Source organism: Deltaproteobacteria bacterium (assembly GCA_016178705.1).
In the GTDB taxonomy this organism is placed as follows: Bacteria; Desulfobacterota; Binatia; order HRBIN30; family JACQVA1; genus JACOST01.
This window is the reverse complement of the sequence record JACOST010000008.1, coordinates 151,874-173,704: the sequence shown is the minus strand read 5'-3', so window position 1 is coordinate 173,704 and position 21,831 is coordinate 151,874. Positions and strand designations below refer to the sequence as shown.

The following is a 21,831-nucleotide window of genomic DNA, read 5'->3' as shown; positions in this document are numbered from 1 at the left end:
CTCAAACCTCATAGCGCACAATGCGCGCGAACGATTCGACTTTCAAGCTGGCGCCACCCACCAGGGCCCCGTCGATGTCGGGCTCTCGCATCAAGCCATCGACATTGTCCGGTTTCACGCTGCCGCCGTACAACACGCGCGCCGCTGCCGCGGCAGCCCCAATGCGGTGCAACATCCCCCGGATCGCAGCGTGCACCTCCTGCGCTTGCTCAGGGGTGGCAACCTTGCCGGTTCCGATCGCCCACACCGGTTCGTACGCGAAGACGAGCGAGCCTATAGCATCGGCCGTCAGCCCCTTCAACGCACCGCTGATCTGGCGTTCAATCACCGCCAACGTCTGGCCAGCCTCACGCTCGGCGAGCACTTCACCGACACACACGATCGGCGTCAGTCCGTGCTTGCGCGCGGCGCCGATTTTCTTGTTCACGCTCTCGTCGGTGTCGCCGAAGAACTGGCGCCGCTCGGAATGGCCGATGATCACATGCGTGCACCCCGCATCGCGCAGCATGGGGCCGGACACTTCGCCGGTGAACGCGCCGGTGTCTTCCCAATGGAGATTCTGTCCGGCGAGCAAGATCGGACTGCCTTGCACGGCGGTGGCAACCGGGACCAGCGCGGTGAATGGTGGGGCCACCAGCACCTCGCGGTCCGTGAGCCCCTTCACCGCAGCCTTGAGGCCGTCGACCAACGCCACCGCTTCGGCGCGCGTGCAAAACATTTTCCAATTGCCCGCGATCAGCGGGCGACGTGAAGCGTGCATGGTGGACCTCAGTAGGCAGTAGGCAGAGGGCCGTAGGCGGTTTCGAAGGTCATCTAGTCCTCCAGCGCGGCAAGACCGGGCAGCGTTTCGCCTTCGAGAAATTCCAACGAGGCACCGCCGCCGGTGGAGATGTGGGTGATATCCTTGGCGCGGCCCGATTGCATCACCGCCGCGACCGAGTCGCCGCCACCGACGATGGTGGTGGCGCTGGAATCGGCGAGCGCGTTGGCGATGGCGAGCGTGCCGGCGTTGAACGGCGGTATTTCGAAGACGCCGAGCGGTCCGTTCCACACCACCATGCGCGCAGTGGCGATCACGGCGCGAAAGCTCGCGATAGTTTCGGATCCGATGTCGAGGGCCATCTTGTCGGCGGGGATTTCTGTCGCCGTCGTCGCGATCACCCCGACCTTGGGTTCGGTTGCGACGACGTGATCGGTTGGCAGCAGCAGACCCACACCGCGTGCCTTGGCTTTCGCCAACAACTCGGTTGCCAGCTTGACGTGCTCGGCTTCGAGCAACGACTTGCCGATCGGCAATCCCTGCGCACGAAGGAACGTGTACGCCATGCCGCCGCCGATCAGCAGTGTATCCACCTTGTCGATCAGATTTGCGATGACCTGAATCTTGTCCGACACCTTGGCGCCGCCGAGGATCGCCACCAGCGGCCGATCGGGGTTGGCCAGGACTTTTCCGAGATATGCGCACTCCTTCTGCAAGAGGAAGCCGGCAGCGCGTTCTCGCACGAGCCGCACCATCCCTGCGGTCGATGCATGCGCTCGATGGGCAGTGCCGAATGCGTCGTTGATGTACACGTCGGCCAAGCGCGCCAGCGCCTGCGAGAATGCCGGATCGTTCTGCTCCTCTTCGGGGTGGAAGCGCAGGTTCTCGAGCATGAGCACGCTGCCATTCGTCAGTGCGTTGACTTGAGCTTCGACGGCCGCGCCGACGCAGTCGCCGGCCAGAGGCACTGGTGCCCCGAGCAGCTTGGCGAGTGTGTCGGCTGCAGGCGCGAGGGTCAGCGCTGGATTCGACTTACCATTGGGGCGACCGAGGTGCGATGCGAGAATCACCTTCGCGCCGTGCTCGCGCGCGTAACGGATGGTCGACAACGCCGCCTCGATACGCGTGGCGTCGGTGATCGAGCCGTCCTTCAGGGGCACGTTGAAGTCGACGCGGATGAACACCCGCTTGCCGCTCAGATGCAATTGGTCAATGCGGGTCATTTTCGGCGCTTCATTTTCGAATCGTGACGCGCGGCGGCGGGCCAACGACCCGCCGTGCGGGTACAGAGGCCTGCACCCACCTAGACTGCCTACAGCGATGATCCGATCAAGCGCGCCACGTCGCACATGCGGCGCGAGAAGCCCCACTCGTTGTCGTACCAGGACAGGACCTTGATGAAGTTGCCGTCCATGACCTTGGTCGACAGCGCGTCGAAGATCGACGAGTGCGGGTTGCCGTTGAAATCGATCGACACCAGCGGCTCGTCGCAATACTGGAGCACGCCCTTGAGCGGGCCAGCGGCCGCCTGCTGCATTGCGGTGTTGATTTCGGCCTCGCTGGCCGGCTTGTTCAACTCGGCGCTGAGGTCGACCACCGAGACGTTGGGCGTCGGTACGCGGATGGCCATGCCGTCGAGCTTACCCTTGAGTTCGGGGAGTACTTCGCCGACGGCCTTAGCTGCACCGGTCGTGGTCGGGATCATCGACAGCGCGGCGGCGCGCGCGCGGCGCAGATCTTCGTGGGGCAGATCGAGGATGCGTTGGTCGTTGGTGTAGGCGTGCACGGTGGTCATCAGACCGCGCCTGATGCCGAAGGTCTCGTGCAGCACCTTGGCGACGGGCGCGAGGCAGTTGGTGGTGCACGAGGCGTTGGAGATAACGTGATGCGCGTCCTTCTTGTACGCCGTGTGATTCACGCCGTAGCAGAGCGTGAGGTCGGCCCCCTTCGCAGGTGCGGAGATGATCACCTTCTTCGCCCCAGCGCTCAGATGTAACGCAGCCTTCTCGCGGGCGGTGAACAGACCGGTCGATTCGATCGCGATGTCGACGCCGAGATCCTTCCACGGCAGCTTACCCGGATCGCGTTCCGCGAGCACGCGGACGCGACGGCCGCCGACGATGAGCGTGTCCTTGTCGGCCTCGACGGTTTGGTTCAAGCGGCCGTGGACCGAGTCGTACTTGAGCAAGTGCGCGAGGGTCTTGGCGTCGGTGATGTCGTTGACCGCGACGAACTCGAGATTGGGATCATCGAGCGCGGCGCGAAAGACATTGCGGCCGATGCGTCCGAAGCCATTGATGCCGATCTTGATGCCCATTCAGATCTCCTCGCGAACTAAGATGATAGGTTCGGGCTAAACCATCTTCACCCCGGGCAGTCAAGAAAGCGCGGACGGTCGTGGAGGCGATGGGAAAAGACGCAACCGCTGATGGAGGCAGACAGACGCGGACATGGCCTCGGTTCGCTTCTGGCGAGATCACCGCCGCGATGGCAAGCGCTTGTGCAAGCGGTGCGGGGCAACGCTTCGGCAGTTGCTTCGTTGACTCGCTGGGGAGCGTGTAATAGCGTCCGCGACGGTGCGCTGAAGAGGACGGTGTATGCTTTGGGTGTGGCTGCCGGCGGCGTTTGCGCAGGCGGAGGGGGGGATGCGGCAGGACAGCATGGTGTCGATGATCACCGGCGCCGGCGCGGTCGTCCAATTCGTCCTCTACATTCTGATCAGCTTCTCGGTGATTAGCTGGGGCATCTTGTTCTACAAGCTGCGTCAAGTGCGCACCGCCCGACGGCAGTCGGAGCGCTTTATCGAGATGTTCTGGGACACCAAGAACCTCACCAACATTCACACCGCGAGTCAGGAGATGAAGCAGAGCCCGGTGGCGCAGGTGTTTCGCGCCGGCTACCAGGAACTCGTCCGTCTCACGCGCGCCAAACGCGAGGCCCCGCGCGGCGAAGGCCTCACCACCGAGCTGGGTGGCATCGACAACGTCGAGCGCGCGATGAAGCGCGCCACCAATCAGGAGCTGACGCAGCTCGAGCGCGCGCTCACGTTTCTCGCCACCACCGCCAGCAGCACGCCCTTCATTGGATTGTTCGGGACCGTGTGGGGCATCATGAACGCGTTTCGCGGTCTCAGCACGACGCAGTCGTCGAGCATTCAAGCCGTCGCGCCCGGCATCTCCGAAGCGCTGATCGCGACGGCGGTGGGACTGTTCGCGGCCATCCCCGCGCTGATCGGCTACAACTACTTCGCCCGGCAGATCCGGGTCCTGCACGCTGACATGGAGAACTTCGCGTCCGAATTTTTGAACATCGCCGAACGTCACTTCCTCAAGTAGGCGGAGGCGCGTAGCGTGGCCGGGTTCGACGATAGCAACAGCGGCAGCATTGCGCAGATCAACGTGACGCCGCTGGTCGACGTCATGCTGGTGCTGCTGGTGATCTTCATGGTGACGGCACCGATTCTGCAGCAAGGCGTCAGCATCAACCTTCCTAAGGTCAAAGCCGCGGCACTCACCGGCGAAGAGCAGCAACTCGTGGTTGCGATCGATCCGAAGGGACAGGTGTACCTCAACGACGTGGTGATGAAGGAAGTTGACCTCACGCCGAAGCTGCAAGCGATCTTGAAGGAGCGGCCGGATCGGCAAGTGTTTCTGCGCGCGGATCAGAACGTGCGCTACGGAGTCGTTGCGCATGTGATCGCGACCATCAAAGGTGCCGGGGTGGAGCGGTTGGGAATGGTAACCGAACCTCCAGCCGAACAGCGGTGAGCCGCCACGACCCGGTCATCTTGCACCGTGCAGAGTGGGACAGCGGCCTGTTCTGGATGGTGCTGTTGTCGGCACTCGCACATCTCGGCGGGGTACTGGTGATCGCATTGCTGCCGGGCCGCTTTACGTTGCGACCGCGGCCCGTGACGGCGTACGTCGTCGATCTCGTCAACTCCGATCAACTCGCAGGCACCAATGTGATTCCCGGCAGCAAGGGCAAACTCGAAGCGCCGCCGAAGGTGGAGCCGCCACCTCCGCCACCCAAGGAAGAAGTGAAGCCTCCTGAGCCTCCGCCGAAGGAAGAAGTGAAGCAGGTCGAACCGCCGCCTCCACCGAAGCCGGAGCCAAAGAAGGAAGAGGCGAAGCCGGTGGAAGAGAAGGTCGTCGCAGTGGCGGTGGCGACGCAACCGAAAGCGGCGGAGCCGACTCACACACCGATCGCGCAAGCCAAAGCTGATACGTCGAAGGCAAAAGTGGAGGCGGTGAAGGCGAAACCGGAAGCGAAAGCCGCACCGGTCGCGGTCGTGTCCACGCCGGCGAAGAAAGCGCCGAGCACGCCGGCACCGAGCAAGGAGGCAATCGCCGCGCGCTTGCGCGACGAGCAACTCGCCAAAGCGATCGAGCGGGTGAAGAGCGAAGGCGTTCAAGGTGGCGGCACGACGAAAGGCGGAGACAAGTCCGGCGGCGGACCAATTTCGGTCGGGCCAGGCAAGGGGCCGGGCGCGGGCCAGCTCATGGGACTGGAGTTTGTCCTCTATCAGAGCCAGGTTCGTGCGCGGTTGAAGGAAGCATGGGCATGGGCGGGCGCGAATCCGAATCTCGAGGCCATGGTGCGCTTTCGTGTTGGCGAGGACGGCGAGATTTCCGACATCCGCATTACCAAGTCGAGCGGTGATGCGAGTTACGATACATCCGTGATCCGTGCGGTCCGCGCCGTGAGTCCGCTGCCCGCACCGCCAGCGGCGTATCGCAAGGAGCTTTCTGATCTCGAAACCACGTTCACGCCAGAAGATGCCAGCAAGGAGTGAGAAGCAGGATGAGACAACGAGTGTGTGGGTGGTTGTTGGCCGCGTGTGTGGTCGGTGGCTCGTCAGCGTGGGCGCAGACGAGCCTCAGCATTCAGGGACCCGGCTCGCGCAGTTATCCGATCGCGGTGTCGCCGCTGAAGGACCTCTCCGCTCACGGCGCGGGTGCGAAGCTGGCGACGGAATTCGCCGATATCGTGGTGCGCGACCTTGAACTCTCCGGCTTGTTCCGCATCATTGATCGCAAGGCATACATCGAGCCGCCCGAAACTGCGGGCATCACCGCCGAGCAGACCAACTTCGACAATTGGTCGGTGATCGGCGCGCTGGCGCTGGTGAAAGGCAGCGTGCAGATGGTCGGCGATCAGATGACCGTGGAAGCGCGGCTGTTCGACGTCTATCAACGGCGGCAATTGGTCGGGCGCCGCTACACCAACGGCTCGCCGAGTCTGATGCGGCGCGTGGCCAACCGCTTCGCCGACGAGATCCTGCAACAGTTCACCGGCGAACGTGGTCCGTTCGATGCGAAGATCGCGTTCGTGTCGACCCGCGGTGGGCGCTTCAAGAACCTCTACGTGATGAGCGTCGACGGCGGCGATCTGCTGCAAGTCACCAGCGGCAAGACATTGGATCTCTCTCCATCGTGGAATCCCGACTCGCGCAGCCTGCTATACACTTCGTACAAGCGTGGCAATCCTGATTTGTACTCGCTCGACCTGTCGGCTGGTCGCGAAGTGCGCCTGTCGGCCGAGAGAGGACTCAACCTCGGCGGCAAGTGGTCGCCCGACGGTACGCGCATCGCCGTCGCGTTGGAGGACAACGGCAACTCCGACATCTTCATCCTCGATAAAGACGGACGGCTGATCCGGCGGGTCACCGATCACTGGGCGATCGACGTGTCGCCATCGTGGTCGCCCGACGGCACGCAGCTGGCCTTCTGCTCGAGCCGCACCGGCAACCCGCAAATTTACACCGTGAACGCCGACGGTAGTAACGTAAAGCGAGTCACATACAACGGCAGCTACAATACTTCGCCGGCGTGGTCGCCCAAGGGCGATCGCATCGCGTACGTCAGCCGCAACGGGCGGTTCAACATCTTCACCATCAAGCCCGACGGCAGTGACGTGAAACAGCTCACCAACGGCGAAGGCAACAACGAGGATCCGAGTTGGGGGCCCGACGGGCGGTACTTGGTGTTCACCTCGACGCGCAGCGGCGCGGCGCTGCTCTATGTGATGGATCGTAGCGGCGCGAGCCAAGTTCCGTTGACCCGTGGAGCGGGAGATGATACGAGCCCGGCTTGGTCGCGCTGGTTGGAATGACCACTCGCCACTGGTTGTTGTGAGGGTATTTGACCGGGCGAAGGGAGGTTGTGTGATGGGTCGGCGACTAATTCCGTTCGTGACTCTCGGGCTGCTGCTGTCTTTCGTTGGCACGGGCTGTCCCACTAAAAAGAAGGGTGTCGGAGAAGGTGATGATGTCGCCAAGCTCAGCGATTCAGAGCTCGCCGGCGCCGGAAGCTTGGAACGGAACAAGGCCGGGTTGAATCCGACCGAAGGCGGACCCTTGGCGGATGTACCGTTCGCCTTCGACTCATCTGAACTCGACGAGACGGCACGGACGACGTTGCGCGCGAACAGCGATTGGCTGAAAGACAATCCGAAGAAGAAGGCCGAGATCGAAGGTCACTGCGATGAACGGGGCACGGTTGAATACAACCTCGCGCTCGGCGCCAAGCGCGCCCGCGCGGCGAAGGACTACCTGGTCACGCTCGGGGTGGCGGCCGATCGACTCACCACGATCAGCTACGGAGAAGAGCTCCCGCTCTGCCGCGAGCACGACGAGGGCTGTTGGCAGCGCAATCGGCGCGCCCATTTCGTCGTCTTGGCCGAATAGAGTGCGTCCGTTCCGTTATCCATTCCTTCTCTGTGTCCTCGCCGCGGTTGCGAGCGGCTGCGCTACGCGCGCCGATCTGGTGAAGGTGCAAAAGGATCAGCGCGAGGTCCGCGCGCTGTTGGCGGACACCCAGGTCGCAGTCGATAGCTTGCGGCGAAAGGTGGAACAGATCCGTAGTCAGATCGACGAAGCCAATCGCGCTGGCGGTCATGGCGCGCGCGGTGGTTCGCGCTCAACGGAAGACTTGGAGAAGCGTCTGGCTGAGCTTGAGGCGCGACTCGCCGCGCAGGGGCAGACTATTCCGCCGGTCGGCGTGCCGCCGGGGGGATCGCCGCCGGCCGGTGTGATGCCGGGTACCCCAACGACGGGTGAAGCGCCGCCCGTTGTCGCGTCCCCGCCGCCAACTCCCGAGCCGACCAAGCCGCTGACGGTTTCTGAAGCGGCGCTCGCACGCGAAGACGCCGCGCTGCAAGGCACCAAGGTTGATGAAGAGTATCGCGACGGCATTCGCGCGGTGAAGGCCGGTCAATGTGATCAAGCCGAGCCGAAGTTCCGCGCCTTCATCCGCAAAAATCCCAAGTCCGATCTGGCCGACAACGCGCAGTATTGGGTCGGCGAGTGCTACTACCGGCAGAAGAACTACAACAAGGCCATCGTCGAATTGAACGACGTGCTCTCCAAGTATCCCAAGGGCGACAAGGTGCCGAGCGCGTTGTGGACGCTGGCTGCGGCGTTTGAAGACTCTGGCGACAAGCTCGATGCCCGCCTCGTGCTGCAGAAATTGATCAGCGATCATCCGAAGTCGGAAGAGGCGGAGCAGGGACGACAGAAACTACGCAGTCTCGGCGACTGACGGTGGCGCGCTGTCGCCGCGGCCATTCGCCTGTATACCTTGCCTATGCTCGTGTTGCGGCATCTCGAGCACATCGAGCGTCGGTTTGCGACGCCGGTGTTGACGCTCGGTAACTTTGACGGAGTCCACTGCGGCCATCAAGCGATCCTCGCCCGCACGGTCGCCGCGGCGCGTGCGCAGGATGGGGAAGCCATCGCCATCACCTTCTGGCCGCACCCGGCGCAGGTGCTCGCGCCGGCCCGCGGGGCTGCGGTGATCATGGGTTTGCGCCAGCGACTCGAATTGATGGCCGCATGCGGTGTCGATGTGATCATCGCGCAACGCTTCAGCCTGCGCTTCGCTCGCATCACGGCGGAAGACTTCGTTCGGCGCTTGATCGTCGAGCGGCTCGGGGTGCGGCGTCTGGTGGTTGGTCACAGCGTCAGCTTTGGCCACAACCGAGGCGGCAACGCGGCGGTGCTAGGTCGACTGGGCGCCGAACTTGGCGTGGAGGTCGAAGTGGTCGAGCCGGTTCGTGTCGGCGACCACGTTGCCAGCAGCAGCGCCGTGCGGCGAGCGTTGCGCGCGGGGGAGATTGAGCACGCGCGCCTCCTGCTCGGCCGGCCGCACACCATCGCCGGGCGCGTGATTCATGGCCACCATCGCGGTCGCACGATGGGTTTTCCCACCGCCAACCTGCGCGTGAAGGCGGCGATGTTACCGCCGGACGGGGTATATGCGGTACGCCTGCGGTACCGCGATCAGTGGCGCGCGGCGATCGCCAACATCGGGTTCAACCCGACCTTCGGCGATCGTGAACGCAGCATCGAGACTCACGTTTTCGATTTCGCTGCCGATCTCTATCGGCAGCGGGTGGAAGTGGCGTTTCTCAAGCGCATCCGCGGTGAGGTGAAGTTCGCCGACGCCGAGGCGTTGGTCACGCAGATCCACCAAGACGTGGCGGCGGCGCGCGCGGTGCTGGCGCAAGAGCTAGTCTGAATGATGGACGTGTTCACCGTTACGATCGAACGCGCCGATGCGCGGCAACGGCTCGATCGCTTCTTGGCCGGCGTTGGGACTTGGGGGACCCGTTCGCAAGTGCACCGACTCATCGCCGACGGTGGTGTGTGGATCGATGGGGTGCCGGCGAAACCCAGTTCTGTGCTGCGCTGTGGCCAATGCGTTGAAGTTCGCCCCGCGCGTCGCCACCCCTCGTGTGCTGACGTGATGCCGGAAGCCATCCCGCTCGATGTGCTGCACGAAGACGACTGGCTGCTCATCATCAATAAGCCGCCGGGTTTGGTCGTGCATCCGGCGCCGGGCCATTGGCAGGGCACTCTGGTGAGTGCGCTACTGCACCGCTGGCAGAGCCGGCCCGCCGATCTCGACCCGCTGCGGCCGGGAATCGTTCACCGGCTCGACAAGGATACCTCGGGCGTGTTGGTGATCGCGAAAGACGCCGCGACCTTGGCCGCGTTGGGCGCGCAGTTTCGCGCCCGCGAGGTCAGCAAGGAGTATCTCGCCCTGGTGTGGGGCACGTTGCGCGAGCGTCAAGGTGAGATCCGGCGGCCGATCGGCCGTCATCCGGTGCAGCGCAAACGCATGAGTGTGCGCGCCGGCGGGCGTGCCGCGATTACGCGCTACGAAGTGGTAGCGGACACGAACGGCATGAGCGTGGTGCGCGTGTGGCCGCAAACCGGTCGCACGCATCAGATTCGCGTCCATCTCGCCGCCCTGGGACATCCGGTTGTCGGCGACGCCCTCTACGGTGGTGGCGGTGCGCGTGCAGCCGCCTTGGCGATGTCGCGGCAGGCCCTGCACGCAGCGCGAATCGAGTTTGTGCATCCGCACACCGGTAAGTCGATCGGCGTCTCGGCAGGGTTGCCCGACGATCTGCTCGGCCTGCTCGACCGGATGGGACTAGCCAGATTGGCGCTTGCCAGCTTGACTTCACCCAGACCATCCAGTAGCGTTTCCCCACAACAGCAACGCGCGTCACGACCGAGGGCCTCCGAGCACGACACCCGCCTCGGAACCGCCCGATCATCACACCGCGCATCTCCGAAATTGAGATCGTTGAAAGAAGAGAGGACCTAAGTATGGCCGACGACGTTGTCGGGAGAGAGAGACCGCAAGGCTCAGGGGGACGCCCGGAGCGCCGCCGCCGTCATCACTCGCACCACAACAATCATCACGGGGACGACGGTGGGCAGCAGCGGCACGAGCCCGCACCGGTGCAAGGCTTGCCCACCGAACCGGTCGAAGAGCCACCCGAGCGTGAGGGTGCGCTCAACCTGAAGGCGCTCAAGGAAAAGAAGATCAACGAGCTGGCGCAGATAGCGAAAGACTTCAATGTCGAAGGCGCCGCCAATCTGCGCAAGCAGGAGCTGATCTTTGCCATCTTGGGCGCGCAGACCGAGCAGAGTGGCTTCGTCTACGGCGAAGGCGTCCTTGAGATACTGCCCGACGGTTTCGGATTCCTCCGCGCGCCCGACTACAACTACCTCCCCGGCCCCGACGATATCTACATCTCTCCGAGTCAGATTCGCCGCTTCAACTTGCGTACCGGCGATGTGGTTTCCGGTCAGATTCGGCCACCCAAAGAGGGCGAGCGCTATTTTGCCCTGCTCAAGGTTGAAGCGATCAACTACGAGGAGCCGGAGAAGGCGCGCGAGAAGATCCTCTTCGACAACCTCACGCCGCTGTATCCCAATGAGCAGCTCAAGTTGGAACACGATCCGCGAGAATTCACGGGGCGACTGATCGATCTGTTCACGCCCATCGGGAAGGGCACGCGCGGCCTGATCGTTGCGCCGCCACGTACCGGCAAGACGATGATGCTGCAACATATTGCGCACGGCATCACGCAGAATCACAAGGAGGTGGTGCTGATCGTCCTGCTCATCGACGAGCGGCCGGAAGAAGTCACCGACATGCAGCGCTCGGTGAAGGGCGAAGTGATCAGTTCGACCTTCGACGAGCCCGCTACCCGCCACGTGCAGGTGGCGGAAATGGTGATCGAGAAGGCGAAACGGCTGGTCGAGCACGGCCGCGACGTGGTGATCCTGCTCGACAGCATCACGCGCTTGGCGCGCGCCTACAACACGGTGGTGCCGCCGAGCGGCAAGATCCTTTCCGGTGGCGTCGATTCCAACGCCTTGCACAAGCCGAAAAAGTTTCTCGGTGCCGCGCGCAACATCGAAGACGGCGGCAGTCTCACCATCATGGGGACCGCCCTCGTGGACACCGGCAGTCGCATGGATGAAGTGATTTTCGAAGAGTTCAAGGCCACCGGGAACATGGAAATCCACCTCGATCGCCGGCTGGTCGACAAGCGTATTTTCCCCGCCATCGACATCAACCGTTCGGGCACGCGCAAGGAAGAGCTGCTCCTGGAACGCGAAACCCTCAGCCGCGTATGGATTTTGCGCAAGCTGTTGGCCCAGTTGAACCCGGTCGAGGCCATGGAATTCGTGCTCGACAAGGTCGGCGACACCAAGACCAATGCCGAGTTCCTGGCCTCGATGAACCAGTAGCGGGCGGTTGCCTGAGGAATTCCCTTTCTGTTATCTCTGTGCTCTTGAATCTGACCCGGTTCTGAATGTTGGAGAGGAGATCTGTATGGAAGTGAGCATGAAGCAGCTCTTGGAGGCCGGTGTGCACTTCGGCCACCAAACGAGCCGCTGGAACCCAAAGATGAAGCCGTACATCTTTGGCGCCCGCAACGGCATCTACATCATCGATCTGCAGCAGACGGTAAAGCTCTTCGAGAACGCCTACGCGTTCGTGCGCGAAGTGGCGGCCCAGGGCGGCCACGTCCTGTTTGTCGGCACCAAGAAGCAAGCCCAGGACGCGATCAAGGAAGAGTCCGACCGCTGCGGCATGTTCTACGTCAACACCCGTTGGCTGGGCGGCACCCTCACGAACTTCCAAACCATCAAGCAGAGCATCGACAAGTTGAAGAAGTGCGAAGAGACGCTCGAGAACCCGGTGATGGCCCAAGCTCTCACCAAGAAGGAAATGCTCAACGTCAGTCGCGAGCGCGACAAGCTCCTCGGTGCCCTCGGTGGAATCAAGAACATGCGCAAGCTGCCCGACGCGCTGTTTGTGATCGACCCGCAGAAGGAAGAGATCGCGGTCAAGGAAGCCAACAAGCTCCACATCCCGGTGGTCGCGGTGGTCGACACCAACTGCGACCCCGACGTGATCGATCACAAGATCCCCGGCAACGACGACGCCATCCGCGCCATTCGTCTGTTCTGCGGGGCGATCGCGGATGCGGTCCTCGAAGGTCGCGCACGCGCCGAAGAGCGCGCCAAGGGTGTGAGCGACCAGGTTGCCGACGACGCCGGCCCGAGCCAGGTGGCCCCCGCGGCCACTGTCGAAGGAGGGATGGTGCAGTGAGTGAAGTCAGCGCCGCCCTGGTTCGCGAACTGCGCGATAAGACCGGGGCGGGAATGATGGATTGCAAGCGGGCGCTCGCCGACAGTGCAGGCGACCTCGAAAAGGCGATCGTCGTACTGCGCGAGAAGGGACTCGCCGCGGCGGCGAAACGCGCCACCCGCGTGGCGAGCGAAGGTCTGATCGTCGCGGCCAGCAATGGCGACGGCACGGTCGGCGCCCTGGTCGAAGTGAACTGCGAAACCGATTTCGTCGCCCGCACGCCCGAATTCGGCGCGCTGGTCGAGCAGGCGGCCCAACAAGTGTTGACGCATGGCGCCGACGTGAATCTGGGTGAGCTGATTACCACTGCGGTGGCGAAGACTGGCGAGAACGTCGTGATGCGCCGGGCGGCGCGCTTCGAATCACCGGCGAACGGCGGGTTAGTCGGCTCCTACATCCACGCTGGCGGCAAGATCGGCGTGCTGCTCGAACTGGCCCGCGACGGAGCGATCACGAATTCAGCGGATTGCGCCCAACTGGTCCGCGATCTCGCGATGCAAGTCGCTGCGGCGAATCCGCGCTACGTCCGCCGTGAGGAAGTGGCGGTCGATGTCCTCGATGGCGAGCGCGCCATCTATCGCGCTCAAGCCGCCACCTCGGGAAAGCCCGACGCAGTGATCGAGAAGATGGTGACCGGCAAGTTGGACAAGTTTTTCAGAGATGTCTGCTTGCTCGAACAGCCGTTCATCAAGGACCCCGATCGCTCCGTGAGCACGTGGTTGGCGGAGGTCGTGAAGCGGGTCGGTGGATCGATAACGGTCAAGCGCTTCGCGCGGTACCAGCTCGGGGAGCAGACCGAGCAGGCGGCATAAGTCGTGGCCGGAGTGCCTCGCCGCGGCGGAGCGGCAGCAACAGCGTCGCCAACCCGGCTGCGCTACCGGCGTATTCTCCTCAAACTCAGCGGCGAAGCCCTCCTCGGCGGGCAGGAGTTTGGGATCGACAATAATGTCTTGCGAGGCATTGCCGGCGAGATCAAAGAAGTGCGTGATCTCGGCGCCGAGGTCGCCGTGGTGATTGGCGGTGGGAACATTTTTCGCGGCGTGGCCGGCAGCAGTCGCGGCATGGAGCGAGCCACCGCGGACTACATGGGCATGCTCGCCACCATCTTCAACGCCTTAGCATTGCAAGACGCGCTCGAACGCGAAGGCGTGCAGACTCGCGTCCAGTCGGCCATCGAGATGCAGCAAGTCGCCGAGCCCTACATCCGCCGGCGCGCCACGCGCCATCTTGAAAAGGGGCGGGTGGTGATCTTTGCCGGCGGCACCGGCAATCCGTTCTTCACTACTGACACGGCGGCGAGCTTGCGCGCGGCGGAGATCGGGGCCGAAGTGATGCTCAAAGCCACCAACGTCGATGGCATCTACGACGCCGACCCGCGCAAGAAACCCAACGCGAAGAAGTTCACGGAGTTGACCTATCTGGAGTGTCTGAGCAAGGAACTCAAGGTCATGGACGCGACCGCCATATCGCTCTGTAAAGAGAGCTCGCTGCCGATCATCGTGTTCGATCTCTCCGCGCGCGGCAACATCAAGCGTGCAGTTACCGGCGAGGCAGTCGGCACCATAGTAAGGCAACGACCATGATAGACGAGGTCATTGAAGGACTGCGTAAGGACATGGAGCGGACGCTGGTCAGTTGCCGGCGTGACTTCGGGCGCACGCGCACCGGCCGCGCCTCCACGGCGCTGCTCGACGGCATTATGGTCGACTACTACGGCACCAAGACGCCGCTCAACCAACTGGCGGGGATCTCGGCGCCGGAGCCGCGGATGCTCGTGTTGCAGCCGTACGACAAGGGCGCGATGCAGGAAATCGAACGCGCCATTCAGCAGTCGGACCTCGGCCTGACGCCGATGAACGACGGCAAGATCATTCGCATCCCCATCCCTGAACTGACCGCCGAGCGGCGGCGCGATTTGGTCAAGCATGTTCGCAAGGAAGCGGAGGGCCATCGCGTCTCGATGCGCAATCATCGCCATGAGGCCATCGACATGCTCAAGACGCTGGAGAAGGACAAGGAAATTACCGAAGACGATCTGCGTCGCGGCCAGGAGAAGGTGCAGGAGATCACCAACGGCTACATTGAACGCATCGACAAAGCGCTGAAGACCAAGGAAGAAGAAATTCTCGAGGTTTGATCCGGTGCCGGCGCTGCCTTCTCTGGACCTGACGCGTCTGCCCCGTCACGTCGCCATCATCATGGACGGCAACGGCCGGTGGGCGCAGCAGCGCGGCCTCAGCCGCATCGAAGGGCACAAACACGGCAAGGACTCCGTGCGGGCAATCGTCGAACAAGCGCGCGACCTGGGCATCGAGTATCTCAGCCTGTACGCCTTCTCGACGGAAAATTGGCAACGTCCGCGCACCGAAGTGAGCGCGTTGATGGGCTTGCTGCGCCGCTACCTGCGCACCGAACTCAAGAAAATGATGGAGCGCGACATCCGGTTGGTCGCCGTTGGCGACACGACTCGCCTGCCGCTCGCGGTGCAGCGCTACTTGGCGGCGGACATCGAAGCCACCAAACACAACACCGGGATGACGGTCGTGCTAGCGGTGAGTTACGGCGCCCGCTCGGACATTGTCCGCGCCGCGCGGGTGATCGCCCGTGAGTGTGAAGCGGGGCGACTCGACCCCGACCGCATCGACGAAGCTGTCGTCGACCGTTACCTCAGCACGCACGGCATTCCTGATCCCGATCTGCTCATTCGCACCAGTGGCGAGATGCGGCTGTCGAACTTCTACCTCTGGCAGCTGGCGTACAGCGAAATTTTCGTCACTGAGACTCTGTGGCCGGACTTCCGCGAGCGCCAGTTTTGTGAAGCACTCGCGGTGTTTCAGCAACGCGAACGGCGCTTCGGCCGCGTGCTCGAATCGCCGCAAGGGGAACCGCTCCGTGTTGCGCGCTAGGCTCGCGACTGCCGCGGTCGCCATCCCTCTGCTGCTGCTACTGATCAAGTACGCACCATTCTGGCTCTTCGCCGCGGTGTTGGCGCTGATCGCGGCGGTTGGTGTCCTCGAATATTTCGTGATGGCGTTTCCGAGCCAACCGGGCTCGCGCGCGTTGGGTGTGGCGCTCGGTTGGATGCTGGCGATCGCGAGCGCGTCGACCCGCGCCGACTGGCTCGCCTTCGCGATGGTGGCCGCTTTAGTGATCGGGTTGAGCTGGACGTTGCTGGCGCGTGTCGATTTCGAGAAGGGCATCGGCGATCTCGGCCTGACGTTGTTGGGGATTTTGTACGTCAGCGTGTTGCTGCCGTACTTCGTGTGGCTGTGGCAGACGCCGCACGGCGCCGGCTGGGTCATTCTTCTCCTTGGTGCGGGGATGGGGGGTGACAGCAGCGGCTACTTCGCCGGCCACGCGTTCGGCAAGCACAAGCTCATGCCGCGCGTCAGCCCCGGCAAGACCGTCGAAGGCGCACTCGGCATTCTCGCCGGAAGCGTGGCGGGGGTCGGTATCGTAGAGCTGGTGCTGCTACCGCTGATGGGACTCGATGTCCCCGACCTGGGATGGACTGAAGCGACGGTGGTTGCGGTAGTGATTGGCGTGGTGGGGCAGGTAGGCGATCTGTGCGAATCCATGATGAAGCGCACGTTCGCCGCCAAGGAGTCGGGATGGATTTTCCCCGGCCATGGCGGCGTGCTGGATCGCATCGACAGTCTGGTGTTCCCGGTAGCCCTCCTATACTATTACGTCGATCTCTGCCGTTGAGGTGGAGTGAGGAGATTCAATGCCCACCAGTATTCTCGCGGCCATCATCGTCCTGGGATTTCTGATCTTGGTGCACGAGCTGGGTCACTTTTTGGTAGCCAAGCGCGTTGGCGTCAAGGTGCTCCGCTTTTCCATCGGCTTCGGTCCAAAACTATTCGGTTGGCGCTCCGGCGATACGGAGTATCAACTCAGTGTCGTCCCGCTGGGCGGCTACGTCAAAATGGAGGGCGAGGATTCCGACGCCGAACTGGACGAGGCGGCGAAGAAGGTGTCGTTTGCGCACCAACCTGTCAGCCGGCGCTTTGCCATCGTCTTCGCCGGACCGGGCACGAATCTGCTATTTGCCTTCCTGATCTTTTGCGTGACGTACATCGCGTTCGGCGTACGCACACCGAGCGAACAGGCGAAGGTCGGCGGGCTGTCGGCCGGCATGCCGGCGATCGAGGCCGGCGTCGAAGCCGGCGATGTCGTTCGCTTTGTTGATGACAAGCCGGTCAGCACCTGGGACGAAATGTCGCAGGCGATCCGTCAGAGTGGCGGTCGCACGCTGACGCTGACGATCGATCGCAACGGCGGCGAACGCAAGATCAACGTCACGCCGAAGGAGCGCCCCAACAAGACGATCTTCGGCGAAGAACTCGAAACCAAACTCTATCTCATCGGCATCGAGCCCGGGCTCGACGTGAAGAACGTTGGCCCGCTCGAAGCTGTCTGGATGGCTGGTCAGCAAACGTTCATCTGGGGTGAGACGATTCTGGTGGGATTGGTGAAGATGGTCTCGGGCAAGATCCCATCGAGCGAAATCGGCGGGCCAATCGAGATCGTCCGCCAAGCCGGCAAGCAGGCGGCGCTGGGCATCGAGTTTCTCCTCATGTTCACCGCGGTGATCAGCATCAATCTCGGCATCCTCAACCTGCTGCCGATCCCGGTGCTCGATGGTGGGCACCTGTTTTTCTTTGCCATCGAAGGACTGCTCGGCCGCCCGATTGAGCTGCGCTACCGCGAACTGGCGCAGCAGGTCGGCTTGTTTGTGCTGATCGCGTTGATGCTGTTCGCCTTCTACAACGACATCGCCCGCGTCCTACAGGGCTAGCACACCGTGTGGACCCTCGGACTCGACACCGCGACGTGGACCGCGAGTGTCGGGATTGATCGCGACGGCGTGGCCGTCGCGCAGCGGACCGAACGCGTCGAGAACACGCTCGCTGCCGCCATCATTCCCCTGATTGACGGCGTTCTCACTCAAGCGCGCATCGCGATCAGTGATCTCGACGCGATCGCGGTGTCAGCCGGCCCTGGGTCGTTTACCGGGCTGCGTGTTGGGCTCAGCACGGCGAAGGGGTTGGCGTACGCTGCCAACGCTCATCTGGTGGCGGTGCCGACGCTGGAAGCGCTCGCACGCGCACTCGGCCCTCGTACCGAAACGGTGTGGACGATCCTCGATGCGCGCCGCAGCGAGATCTACGCCGCCAGCTTTCGCTGGCGCGGCGACCAGCTCGATCGTGTGGTCGCCGAGATGGCCATCGCTCCGCGCGAACTGGCTCGTTTTGTGAGCGGCCCAGAGGATGTGGTCTTCATCGGTGATGGCGTCGACGAATACCAAGACGTGTTGATCGAGCTCTTCGGCGCCGTGGTCAAACGACTACCGCTCGCTGCGGCGCCACCGTCTGGCGCGGCCGTTGCGGCCATCGGGCGTGAACGCCTCGCGGCAGGTGTTGCGGCCGAGTTGGCGAGCGTGGAGCCGTTCTACGTTCGGGCCTCTGAGGCCGAGCGAAAATTTTGTTAACGCACTAGAATCGTGACACTTTCATCGCATCGGGGTAATTTGACAGTGACCGAGCCCTGCGGTAGCTTCCGGCCACCTGCCTGATGGAGATCACTATGGAGAAGCATGAAGAAGAGTTGATCCGTACTCTGTTGGACAAGGACGTTGAGCTGCGCCGCTATTACGAGGAGCACCTCGTACTCGAAAAGCAGCTCGCCACGTTCCAGCACAAACACTTCCTCACGCCAGAAGAAGAAGTCGAAAAGAAACGCCTCCAGAAGCTCAAGCTCGCCGGCAAGGATCACATCATGGAGATTCTCGGCAAGTATCGATCGCACTGACCTCATGCGCCACACGATTTCTGTCCTGGTCGAGAACGAATTCGGCGTCCTGGCTCGCGTCGCCGGCCTCTTCAGCGGACGCGGTTTCAACATCGAGAGTCTCACGGTCGCCGAAACCCTCGATCCGACGGTCTCGCGCATTACGTTGGTCACTCACGGCGATGATCAGGTGTTGGAGCAAATCACCAAACAGCTCAACAAGCTGATCAGCGTGATCAAGGTGATCGACTTCCTCGACACCAGGCACGTCGAGCGCGAGCTGGCGCTCATCAAAATCACCGCAACCGAGACCACGCGCGCGGAAGTCATGAACATCGTCGACATCTTCCGCGCCAAAGTGATCGACGTGAGCGCGCAGAGCTACATCATCGAGCTGACCGGCGACGAGGACAAAATCCGCGCGATTGTCGATCTCCTACGCCCGCTCGGCATCGTCGAAATCGCACGCACCGGCAAGGTGGCGATGCACCGCGGCATGCAAATGCTCGCCGCGCGCAACGGGAAGGAGCAAGCAGCGTGAAGATCTACACCGACCCAGACGCCGATCTACGGCACATCCAAGGCAAGAAGATCGCAGTGATCGGCTACGGCAGCCAAGGCCACGCACACGCCAACAATCTGCGCGACAGCGGGCTCGACGTGGTCGTTGGTTTGCGTCGCGACAGCAGCTCCTGGAAGAAGGCGGAAGCCGCCGGCCTCACGGTGATGGAGACCGCCGCCGCCGCGAAGGCGGCCGACATCGTGATGATCCTGGTGCCGGACGAACAAGGCGGGGAGATCTACGAGAACGAAATCGCCCCCGGGATGCGCGACGGGAAGTACCTCGCCTTCGGACATGGTTTCAACATCCACTTCAAACAAATCGTTCCGCCGGCCGGCGTTAACGTGTTCATGGTAGCGCCGAAGGGCCCCGGCCATCTCGTGCGCAGCGAGTTCCAAAAGGGTCGCGGTGTGCCGTGTCTGCTCGCGATCCATCAAGACCCGTCGAAGAATACCAAAGACGTCGGCCTTGCGTACGCGAAGGGCATCGGTGGCACGCGGGCTGCGGTGATCGAGACCGACTTCAAGGAGGAGACCGAGACCGATCTGTTCGGCGAACAGTCGGTGCTCTGCGGCGGTCTCACCGAGTTGATTCGCGCTGGCTACGAGACCCTCGTCGAAGCGGGGTATTCGCCGGAGATGGCGTACTTCGAGTGCCTGCACGAAGTGAAGCTGATCGTCGACCTGATCTACGAAGGCGGCATCGCCAACATGCGCTACTCGATCAGCAACACGGCCGAGTATGGTGACATGACGCGCGGCAAGAAGATCATCGGTCCCGAGGTAAAGGCGGCGATGAAGCAAGTGCTCGCCGACATCCAGAGCGGCAAGTTCGCCAACGAGTGGATCACCGAGTACCGCTGCGGCAGCCCGCACTTCAAGGAGCTACGCAAAGAAGGCGCGAACCATCCGATCGAAAAAGTCGGCGCCAAGCTGCGGTCACTGATGCCATGGCTCGCCTCGGAGCGCTTGGTAGATAAGAGCAAGAACTGACAATCTAGGTAGCGGCAGGCTTCCGCGCCTGCGCGCGAAGCCCATCGCTGTCCAACCGAGGACTCGACCCGGTGCCGCCGAGGGCCAGCAGCGCTCGTCACACCAAAGAGTTGGGTCTCCGCCGTCCTTCCGCTATAGTCCGCGCACCGTGAATACTGAGGCGACCCGAGAGATGCCCGCCCACTGGGCGGGGCTTCCCATTGCGCGCGAGGGCTATCCGCTGATCGCTGGCGCCGCGGGCATTGCGCTGTTGCTGTGGCTGCTCGGCGGCGCGATCGGCGCGATCGTTGGTGCCGGGCTGTTTGGAATCGTGCTCAACTTCTTTCGCGATCCGGAACGGATCTCCCCAGCAGATGAACGGCTGATCGTCGCTCCAGCCGACGGCCGTGTGATCACCGTCGCACCGGTACGCGAGGATCGCTTTCTCCACGCCGATACGATCAAGGTCAGCATCTTCATGTCGCCGCTGAACGTCCACGTGAACCGCAATCCGGTGAGCGGTGCGGTGGTGAGCACGCACTACAATCACGGCAAGTACTTCCGCGCCTTCGCTGAGAAAGCCTCGCTCGACAACGAACAGAACGCCATCGTCGTCGAAGACAAGCATGGGCGGCGCGTGTGCTTCGTGCAGATCGCGGGCTTTCTGGCGCGCCGGATTGTCTGCTATCTTCGTCCCGGTATGAACGTCGAGCGTGGACGGCGCTGTGGCATCATCAAGTTCGGATCGCGGGTGGATATCTATCTGCCACCCGAGGTCGCGGTGCAGGTACGTGTCGGCGACCACACCACCGCGGGCGAAACGGTGATCGGCTCATGGCAGTAAAAGAACGCGTGCGCGTCATTCGCGGCGGTCGGGGCATGCCCGCGCCGCTACGCAAGGGTGTTTACATCCTGCCCAATCTCTTCACCACCGGCGGATTGTTCTCCGGTTTCTACTCGGTCATCGCCAGCCTGCACGGCGATTTCCAACTCGCCGCACTGGCGATTTTGCTGGCGCAGATTTTCGACATCCTCGACGGAAGGGTCGCGCGCCTGACGCGCACCACCAGCCGCTTCGGCATCGAGTACGATTCGTTGGCGGATCTCGTCGCCTTCGGCGTGGCGCCCGGCATTCTCGCCTACCGCTGGGCACTCGAGCCGTGGCAAAACTGGGGCTGGCTGGCCGCATCGCTCTACGTCACCTGCGGCGCGTTGCGCTTGGCGCGCTTCAACGTGCAGTACGACAATGTCGAGAAGCGCCACTTCATCGGCCTCCCAATTCCAGCCGCCGCCGACGTGATCGCGGCGACTGTGTTGCTCTACTACAAGTACGGCGGCGCCGGCGCCACCCACAAGCATCTGTTGGTGTTACTCGTCATCTACGGCTTAGCCGCGTTGATGGTGAGCAACGTGAAATACTTCAGCTTCAAAGAGTTGCAATTGCACCGTCGCCATCCGTTCTCGATGCTGGTGCTCGTGATCCTCGTGCTCAACCTGCTCATCGCCGAGCCGCAATGGATGGCATTCGCGGGCTCGACGCTGTTCGCGCTCTCAGGACCGGCGCGCTCGCTGTTTGTGCGCGGCCGCTGGCTGTTGCATGCGCGCGGGCGACGGCATCCGCTCAAGGTCGTCGAAAATCCCACCTTGACAACATCGAGCGAGTCGCCTACGAAGGGTGCGCAATGAACGCTCGCTCGCACAACGCATTGGGTCTTCTGCTCCTCGGGCTGCTGCTGCCGTGCCCACCCGCTGCGTCCGGGGGAGCGTAGACTACCAATACGC

25 protein-coding genes are annotated in these 21,831 nt (G+C 62.9%); 22 read left to right on the top strand and 3 right to left on the bottom strand.

Annotated features, from left to right (window positions below):
* Window position 1: 1 nt before the first annotated feature.
* The 3 genes from HYR72_04215 to gap form a co-directional block, all read right to left on the bottom strand.
* Window positions 2-760: a triose-phosphate isomerase gene (locus HYR72_04215; protein MBI1814158.1), complete on the bottom strand. Its 759-nt coding sequence runs from the start codon at window positions 758-760 to the stop codon at window positions 2-4.
* A 53-nt stretch (window positions 761-813) separates the two neighbouring features.
* Entirely contained in the window at window positions 814-1,983 is a 1,170-nt protein-coding gene (locus HYR72_04210) for a phosphoglycerate kinase (GenBank protein ID MBI1814157.1), read from the bottom strand.
* Window positions 1,984-2,072: 89 nt separating this feature from the next.
* Complete coding sequence (gene gap / locus HYR72_04205; GenBank protein MBI1814156.1) at window positions 2,073-3,077, bottom strand: type I glyceraldehyde-3-phosphate dehydrogenase; 1,005 nt, start codon at window positions 3,075-3,077, stop codon at window positions 2,073-2,075.
* Between the two features lie 343 nt (window positions 3,078-3,420).
* Between gap and tolQ the strand changes: the two genes are divergently transcribed.
* From tolQ to pssA, 22 genes are all read left to right on the top strand, one after another.
* Window positions 3,421-4,095: a protein TolQ gene (gene tolQ, locus HYR72_04200; protein ID MBI1814155.1), complete on the top strand. Its 675-nt coding sequence runs from the start codon at window positions 3,421-3,423 to the stop codon at window positions 4,093-4,095.
* An 84-nt stretch (window positions 4,096-4,179) separates the two neighbouring features.
* A complete protein-coding gene (locus HYR72_04195) occupies window positions 4,180-4,527 on the top strand; it encodes a biopolymer transporter ExbD (protein ID MBI1814154.1) in 348 nt (115 codons plus the stop codon).
* Window positions 4,524-5,555, top strand: a complete 1,032-nt coding sequence (gene tolA / locus HYR72_04190) for a cell envelope integrity protein TolA (protein MBI1814153.1) — start codon at window positions 4,524-4,526, stop codon at window positions 5,553-5,555. Before HYR72_04195 ends, tolA begins: the two co-directional genes overlap by 4 nt.
* An 8-nt stretch (window positions 5,556-5,563) precedes the next feature.
* Window positions 5,564-6,874 (top strand): Tol-Pal system beta propeller repeat protein TolB, encoded by a 1,311-nt coding sequence (gene tolB / locus HYR72_04185; GenBank protein MBI1814152.1) that lies wholly within the window; start codon window positions 5,564-5,566, stop codon window positions 6,872-6,874.
* A 55-nt stretch (window positions 6,875-6,929) separates the two neighbouring features.
* The gene (gene pal / locus HYR72_04180) at window positions 6,930-7,448 is read left to right on the top strand and encodes a peptidoglycan-associated lipoprotein Pal (protein ID MBI1814151.1); all 519 of its coding nucleotides are present in this window, start codon (window positions 6,930-6,932) and stop codon (window positions 7,446-7,448) included.
* Window position 7,449: 1 nt separating this feature from the next.
* The gene (ybgF, locus tag HYR72_04175; protein ID MBI1814150.1) at window positions 7,450-8,301 is read left to right on the top strand and encodes a tol-pal system protein YbgF; all 852 of its coding nucleotides are present in this window, start codon (window positions 7,450-7,452) and stop codon (window positions 8,299-8,301) included.
* 45 nt (window positions 8,302-8,346) lie between these two features.
* A complete protein-coding gene (locus tag HYR72_04170) occupies window positions 8,347-9,279 on the top strand; it encodes a bifunctional riboflavin kinase/FAD synthetase (protein MBI1814149.1) in 933 nt (310 codons plus the stop codon).
* Entirely contained in the window at window positions 9,280-10,377 is a 1,098-nt protein-coding gene (locus HYR72_04165) for an RluA family pseudouridine synthase (GenBank protein MBI1814148.1), read from the top strand.
* 146 nt (window positions 10,378-10,523) lie between these two features.
* The gene (gene rho, locus HYR72_04160; GenBank protein ID MBI1814147.1) at window positions 10,524-11,816 is read left to right on the top strand and encodes a transcription termination factor Rho; all 1,293 of its coding nucleotides are present in this window, start codon (window positions 10,524-10,526) and stop codon (window positions 11,814-11,816) included.
* Between the two features lie 85 nt (window positions 11,817-11,901).
* Window positions 11,902-12,684 carry a 30S ribosomal protein S2 gene (rpsB, locus tag HYR72_04155; protein ID MBI1814146.1) on the top strand — a complete coding sequence of 261 codons (783 nt, stop codon included), beginning with the start codon at window positions 11,902-11,904 and terminating at the stop codon, window positions 12,682-12,684.
* Complete coding sequence (locus HYR72_04150; GenBank protein ID MBI1814145.1) at window positions 12,681-13,535, top strand: elongation factor Ts; 855 nt, start codon at window positions 12,681-12,683, stop codon at window positions 13,533-13,535. Before rpsB ends, HYR72_04150 begins: the two co-directional genes overlap by 4 nt.
* Window positions 13,536-13,547: 12 nt before the next feature.
* Window positions 13,548-14,306, top strand: a complete 759-nt coding sequence (locus tag HYR72_04145; GenBank protein ID MBI1814144.1) for a UMP kinase — start codon at window positions 13,548-13,550, stop codon at window positions 14,304-14,306.
* The gene (gene frr, locus HYR72_04140; GenBank protein MBI1814143.1) at window positions 14,303-14,860 is read left to right on the top strand and encodes a ribosome recycling factor; all 558 of its coding nucleotides are present in this window, start codon (window positions 14,303-14,305) and stop codon (window positions 14,858-14,860) included. Before HYR72_04145 ends, frr begins: the two co-directional genes overlap by 4 nt.
* A gap of 61 nt (window positions 14,861-14,921) precedes the next feature.
* Window positions 14,922-15,629: an isoprenyl transferase gene (locus HYR72_04135; GenBank protein MBI1814142.1), complete on the top strand. Its 708-nt coding sequence runs from the start codon at window positions 14,922-14,924 to the stop codon at window positions 15,627-15,629.
* The gene (locus HYR72_04130) at window positions 15,616-16,431 is read left to right on the top strand and encodes a phosphatidate cytidylyltransferase (GenBank protein MBI1814141.1); all 816 of its coding nucleotides are present in this window, start codon (window positions 15,616-15,618) and stop codon (window positions 16,429-16,431) included. The genes HYR72_04135 and HYR72_04130 overlap by 14 nt, the downstream gene beginning before the upstream one ends.
* Before the next feature lie 19 nt (window positions 16,432-16,450).
* On the top strand, window positions 16,451-17,524 hold the full coding sequence (gene rseP / locus HYR72_04125) for an RIP metalloprotease RseP (GenBank protein ID MBI1814140.1): 1,074 nt from the start codon (window positions 16,451-16,453) through the stop codon (window positions 17,522-17,524).
* Between the two features lie 6 nt (window positions 17,525-17,530).
* Window positions 17,531-18,217 (top strand): tRNA (adenosine(37)-N6)-threonylcarbamoyltransferase complex dimerization subunit type 1 TsaB, encoded by a 687-nt coding sequence (gene tsaB / locus HYR72_04120; protein ID MBI1814139.1) that lies wholly within the window; start codon window positions 17,531-17,533, stop codon window positions 18,215-18,217.
* A 95-nt stretch (window positions 18,218-18,312) separates the two neighbouring features.
* On the top strand, window positions 18,313-18,537 hold the full coding sequence (locus HYR72_04115; GenBank protein ID MBI1814138.1) for a DUF465 domain-containing protein: 225 nt from the start codon (window positions 18,313-18,315) through the stop codon (window positions 18,535-18,537).
* 4 nt (window positions 18,538-18,541) lie between these two features.
* On the top strand, window positions 18,542-19,057 hold the full coding sequence (gene ilvN / locus HYR72_04110; protein MBI1814137.1) for an acetolactate synthase small subunit: 516 nt from the start codon (window positions 18,542-18,544) through the stop codon (window positions 19,055-19,057).
* Window positions 19,054-20,070, top strand: a complete 1,017-nt coding sequence (ilvC, locus tag HYR72_04105; GenBank protein MBI1814136.1) for a ketol-acid reductoisomerase — start codon at window positions 19,054-19,056, stop codon at window positions 20,068-20,070. The genes ilvN and ilvC overlap by 4 nt, the downstream gene beginning before the upstream one ends.
* A 172-nt stretch (window positions 20,071-20,242) precedes the next feature.
* A complete protein-coding gene (locus HYR72_04100) occupies window positions 20,243-20,893 on the top strand; it encodes a phosphatidylserine decarboxylase family protein (protein ID MBI1814135.1) in 651 nt (216 codons plus the stop codon).
* A gap of 35 nt (window positions 20,894-20,928) precedes the next feature.
* Window positions 20,929-21,735 (top strand): CDP-diacylglycerol--serine O-phosphatidyltransferase, encoded by an 807-nt coding sequence (gene pssA, locus HYR72_04095; protein MBI1814134.1) that lies wholly within the window; start codon window positions 20,929-20,931, stop codon window positions 21,733-21,735.
* Window positions 21,736-21,831: the final 96 nt, after the last annotated feature.

Excerpts from the sequence above, each read along its gene's own strand:
- HYR72_04215 (MBI1814158.1), bottom strand. The coding sequence starts at position 760 with ATGCACGCTTCACGTCGCCCGCTGATCGCGGGCAATTGGAAAATGTTT.
- HYR72_04115 (MBI1814138.1), top strand. The coding sequence starts at position 18,313 with ATGGAGAAGCATGAAGAAGAGTTGATCCGTACTCTGTTGGACAAGGAC.
- gap (MBI1814156.1), bottom strand. The coding sequence starts at position 3,077 with ATGGGCATCAAGATCGGCATCAATGGCTTCGGACGCATCGGCCGCAAT.
- tolQ (MBI1814155.1), top strand. The coding sequence starts at position 3,421 with ATGGTGTCGATGATCACCGGCGCCGGCGCGGTCGTCCAATTCGTCCTC.
- HYR72_04195 (MBI1814154.1), top strand. The coding sequence starts at position 4,180 with ATGCTGGTGCTGCTGGTGATCTTCATGGTGACGGCACCGATTCTGCAG.
- pssA (MBI1814134.1), top strand. The coding sequence starts at position 20,929 with ATGCCCGCGCCGCTACGCAAGGGTGTTTACATCCTGCCCAATCTCTTC.
- HYR72_04100 (MBI1814135.1), top strand. The coding sequence starts at position 20,243 with ATGCCCGCCCACTGGGCGGGGCTTCCCATTGCGCGCGAGGGCTATCCG.
- ilvN (MBI1814137.1), top strand. The coding sequence starts at position 18,542 with ATGCGCCACACGATTTCTGTCCTGGTCGAGAACGAATTCGGCGTCCTG.
- HYR72_04135 (MBI1814142.1), top strand. The coding sequence starts at position 14,922 with ATGGACGGCAACGGCCGGTGGGCGCAGCAGCGCGGCCTCAGCCGCATC.
- pal (MBI1814151.1), top strand. The coding sequence starts at position 6,930 with ATGGGTCGGCGACTAATTCCGTTCGTGACTCTCGGGCTGCTGCTGTCT.
- HYR72_04170 (MBI1814149.1), top strand. The coding sequence starts at position 8,347 with ATGCTCGTGTTGCGGCATCTCGAGCACATCGAGCGTCGGTTTGCGACG.
- rpsB (MBI1814146.1), top strand. The coding sequence starts at position 11,902 with ATGGAAGTGAGCATGAAGCAGCTCTTGGAGGCCGGTGTGCACTTCGGC.
- tolB (MBI1814152.1), top strand. The coding sequence starts at position 5,564 with ATGAGACAACGAGTGTGTGGGTGGTTGTTGGCCGCGTGTGTGGTCGGT.
- HYR72_04165 (MBI1814148.1), top strand. The coding sequence starts at position 9,280 with ATGATGGACGTGTTCACCGTTACGATCGAACGCGCCGATGCGCGGCAA.
- rseP (MBI1814140.1), top strand. The coding sequence starts at position 16,451 with ATGCCCACCAGTATTCTCGCGGCCATCATCGTCCTGGGATTTCTGATC.
- HYR72_04210 (MBI1814157.1), bottom strand. The coding sequence starts at position 1,983 with ATGACCCGCATTGACCAATTGCATCTGAGCGGCAAGCGGGTGTTCATC.
- frr (MBI1814143.1), top strand. The coding sequence starts at position 14,303 with ATGATAGACGAGGTCATTGAAGGACTGCGTAAGGACATGGAGCGGACG.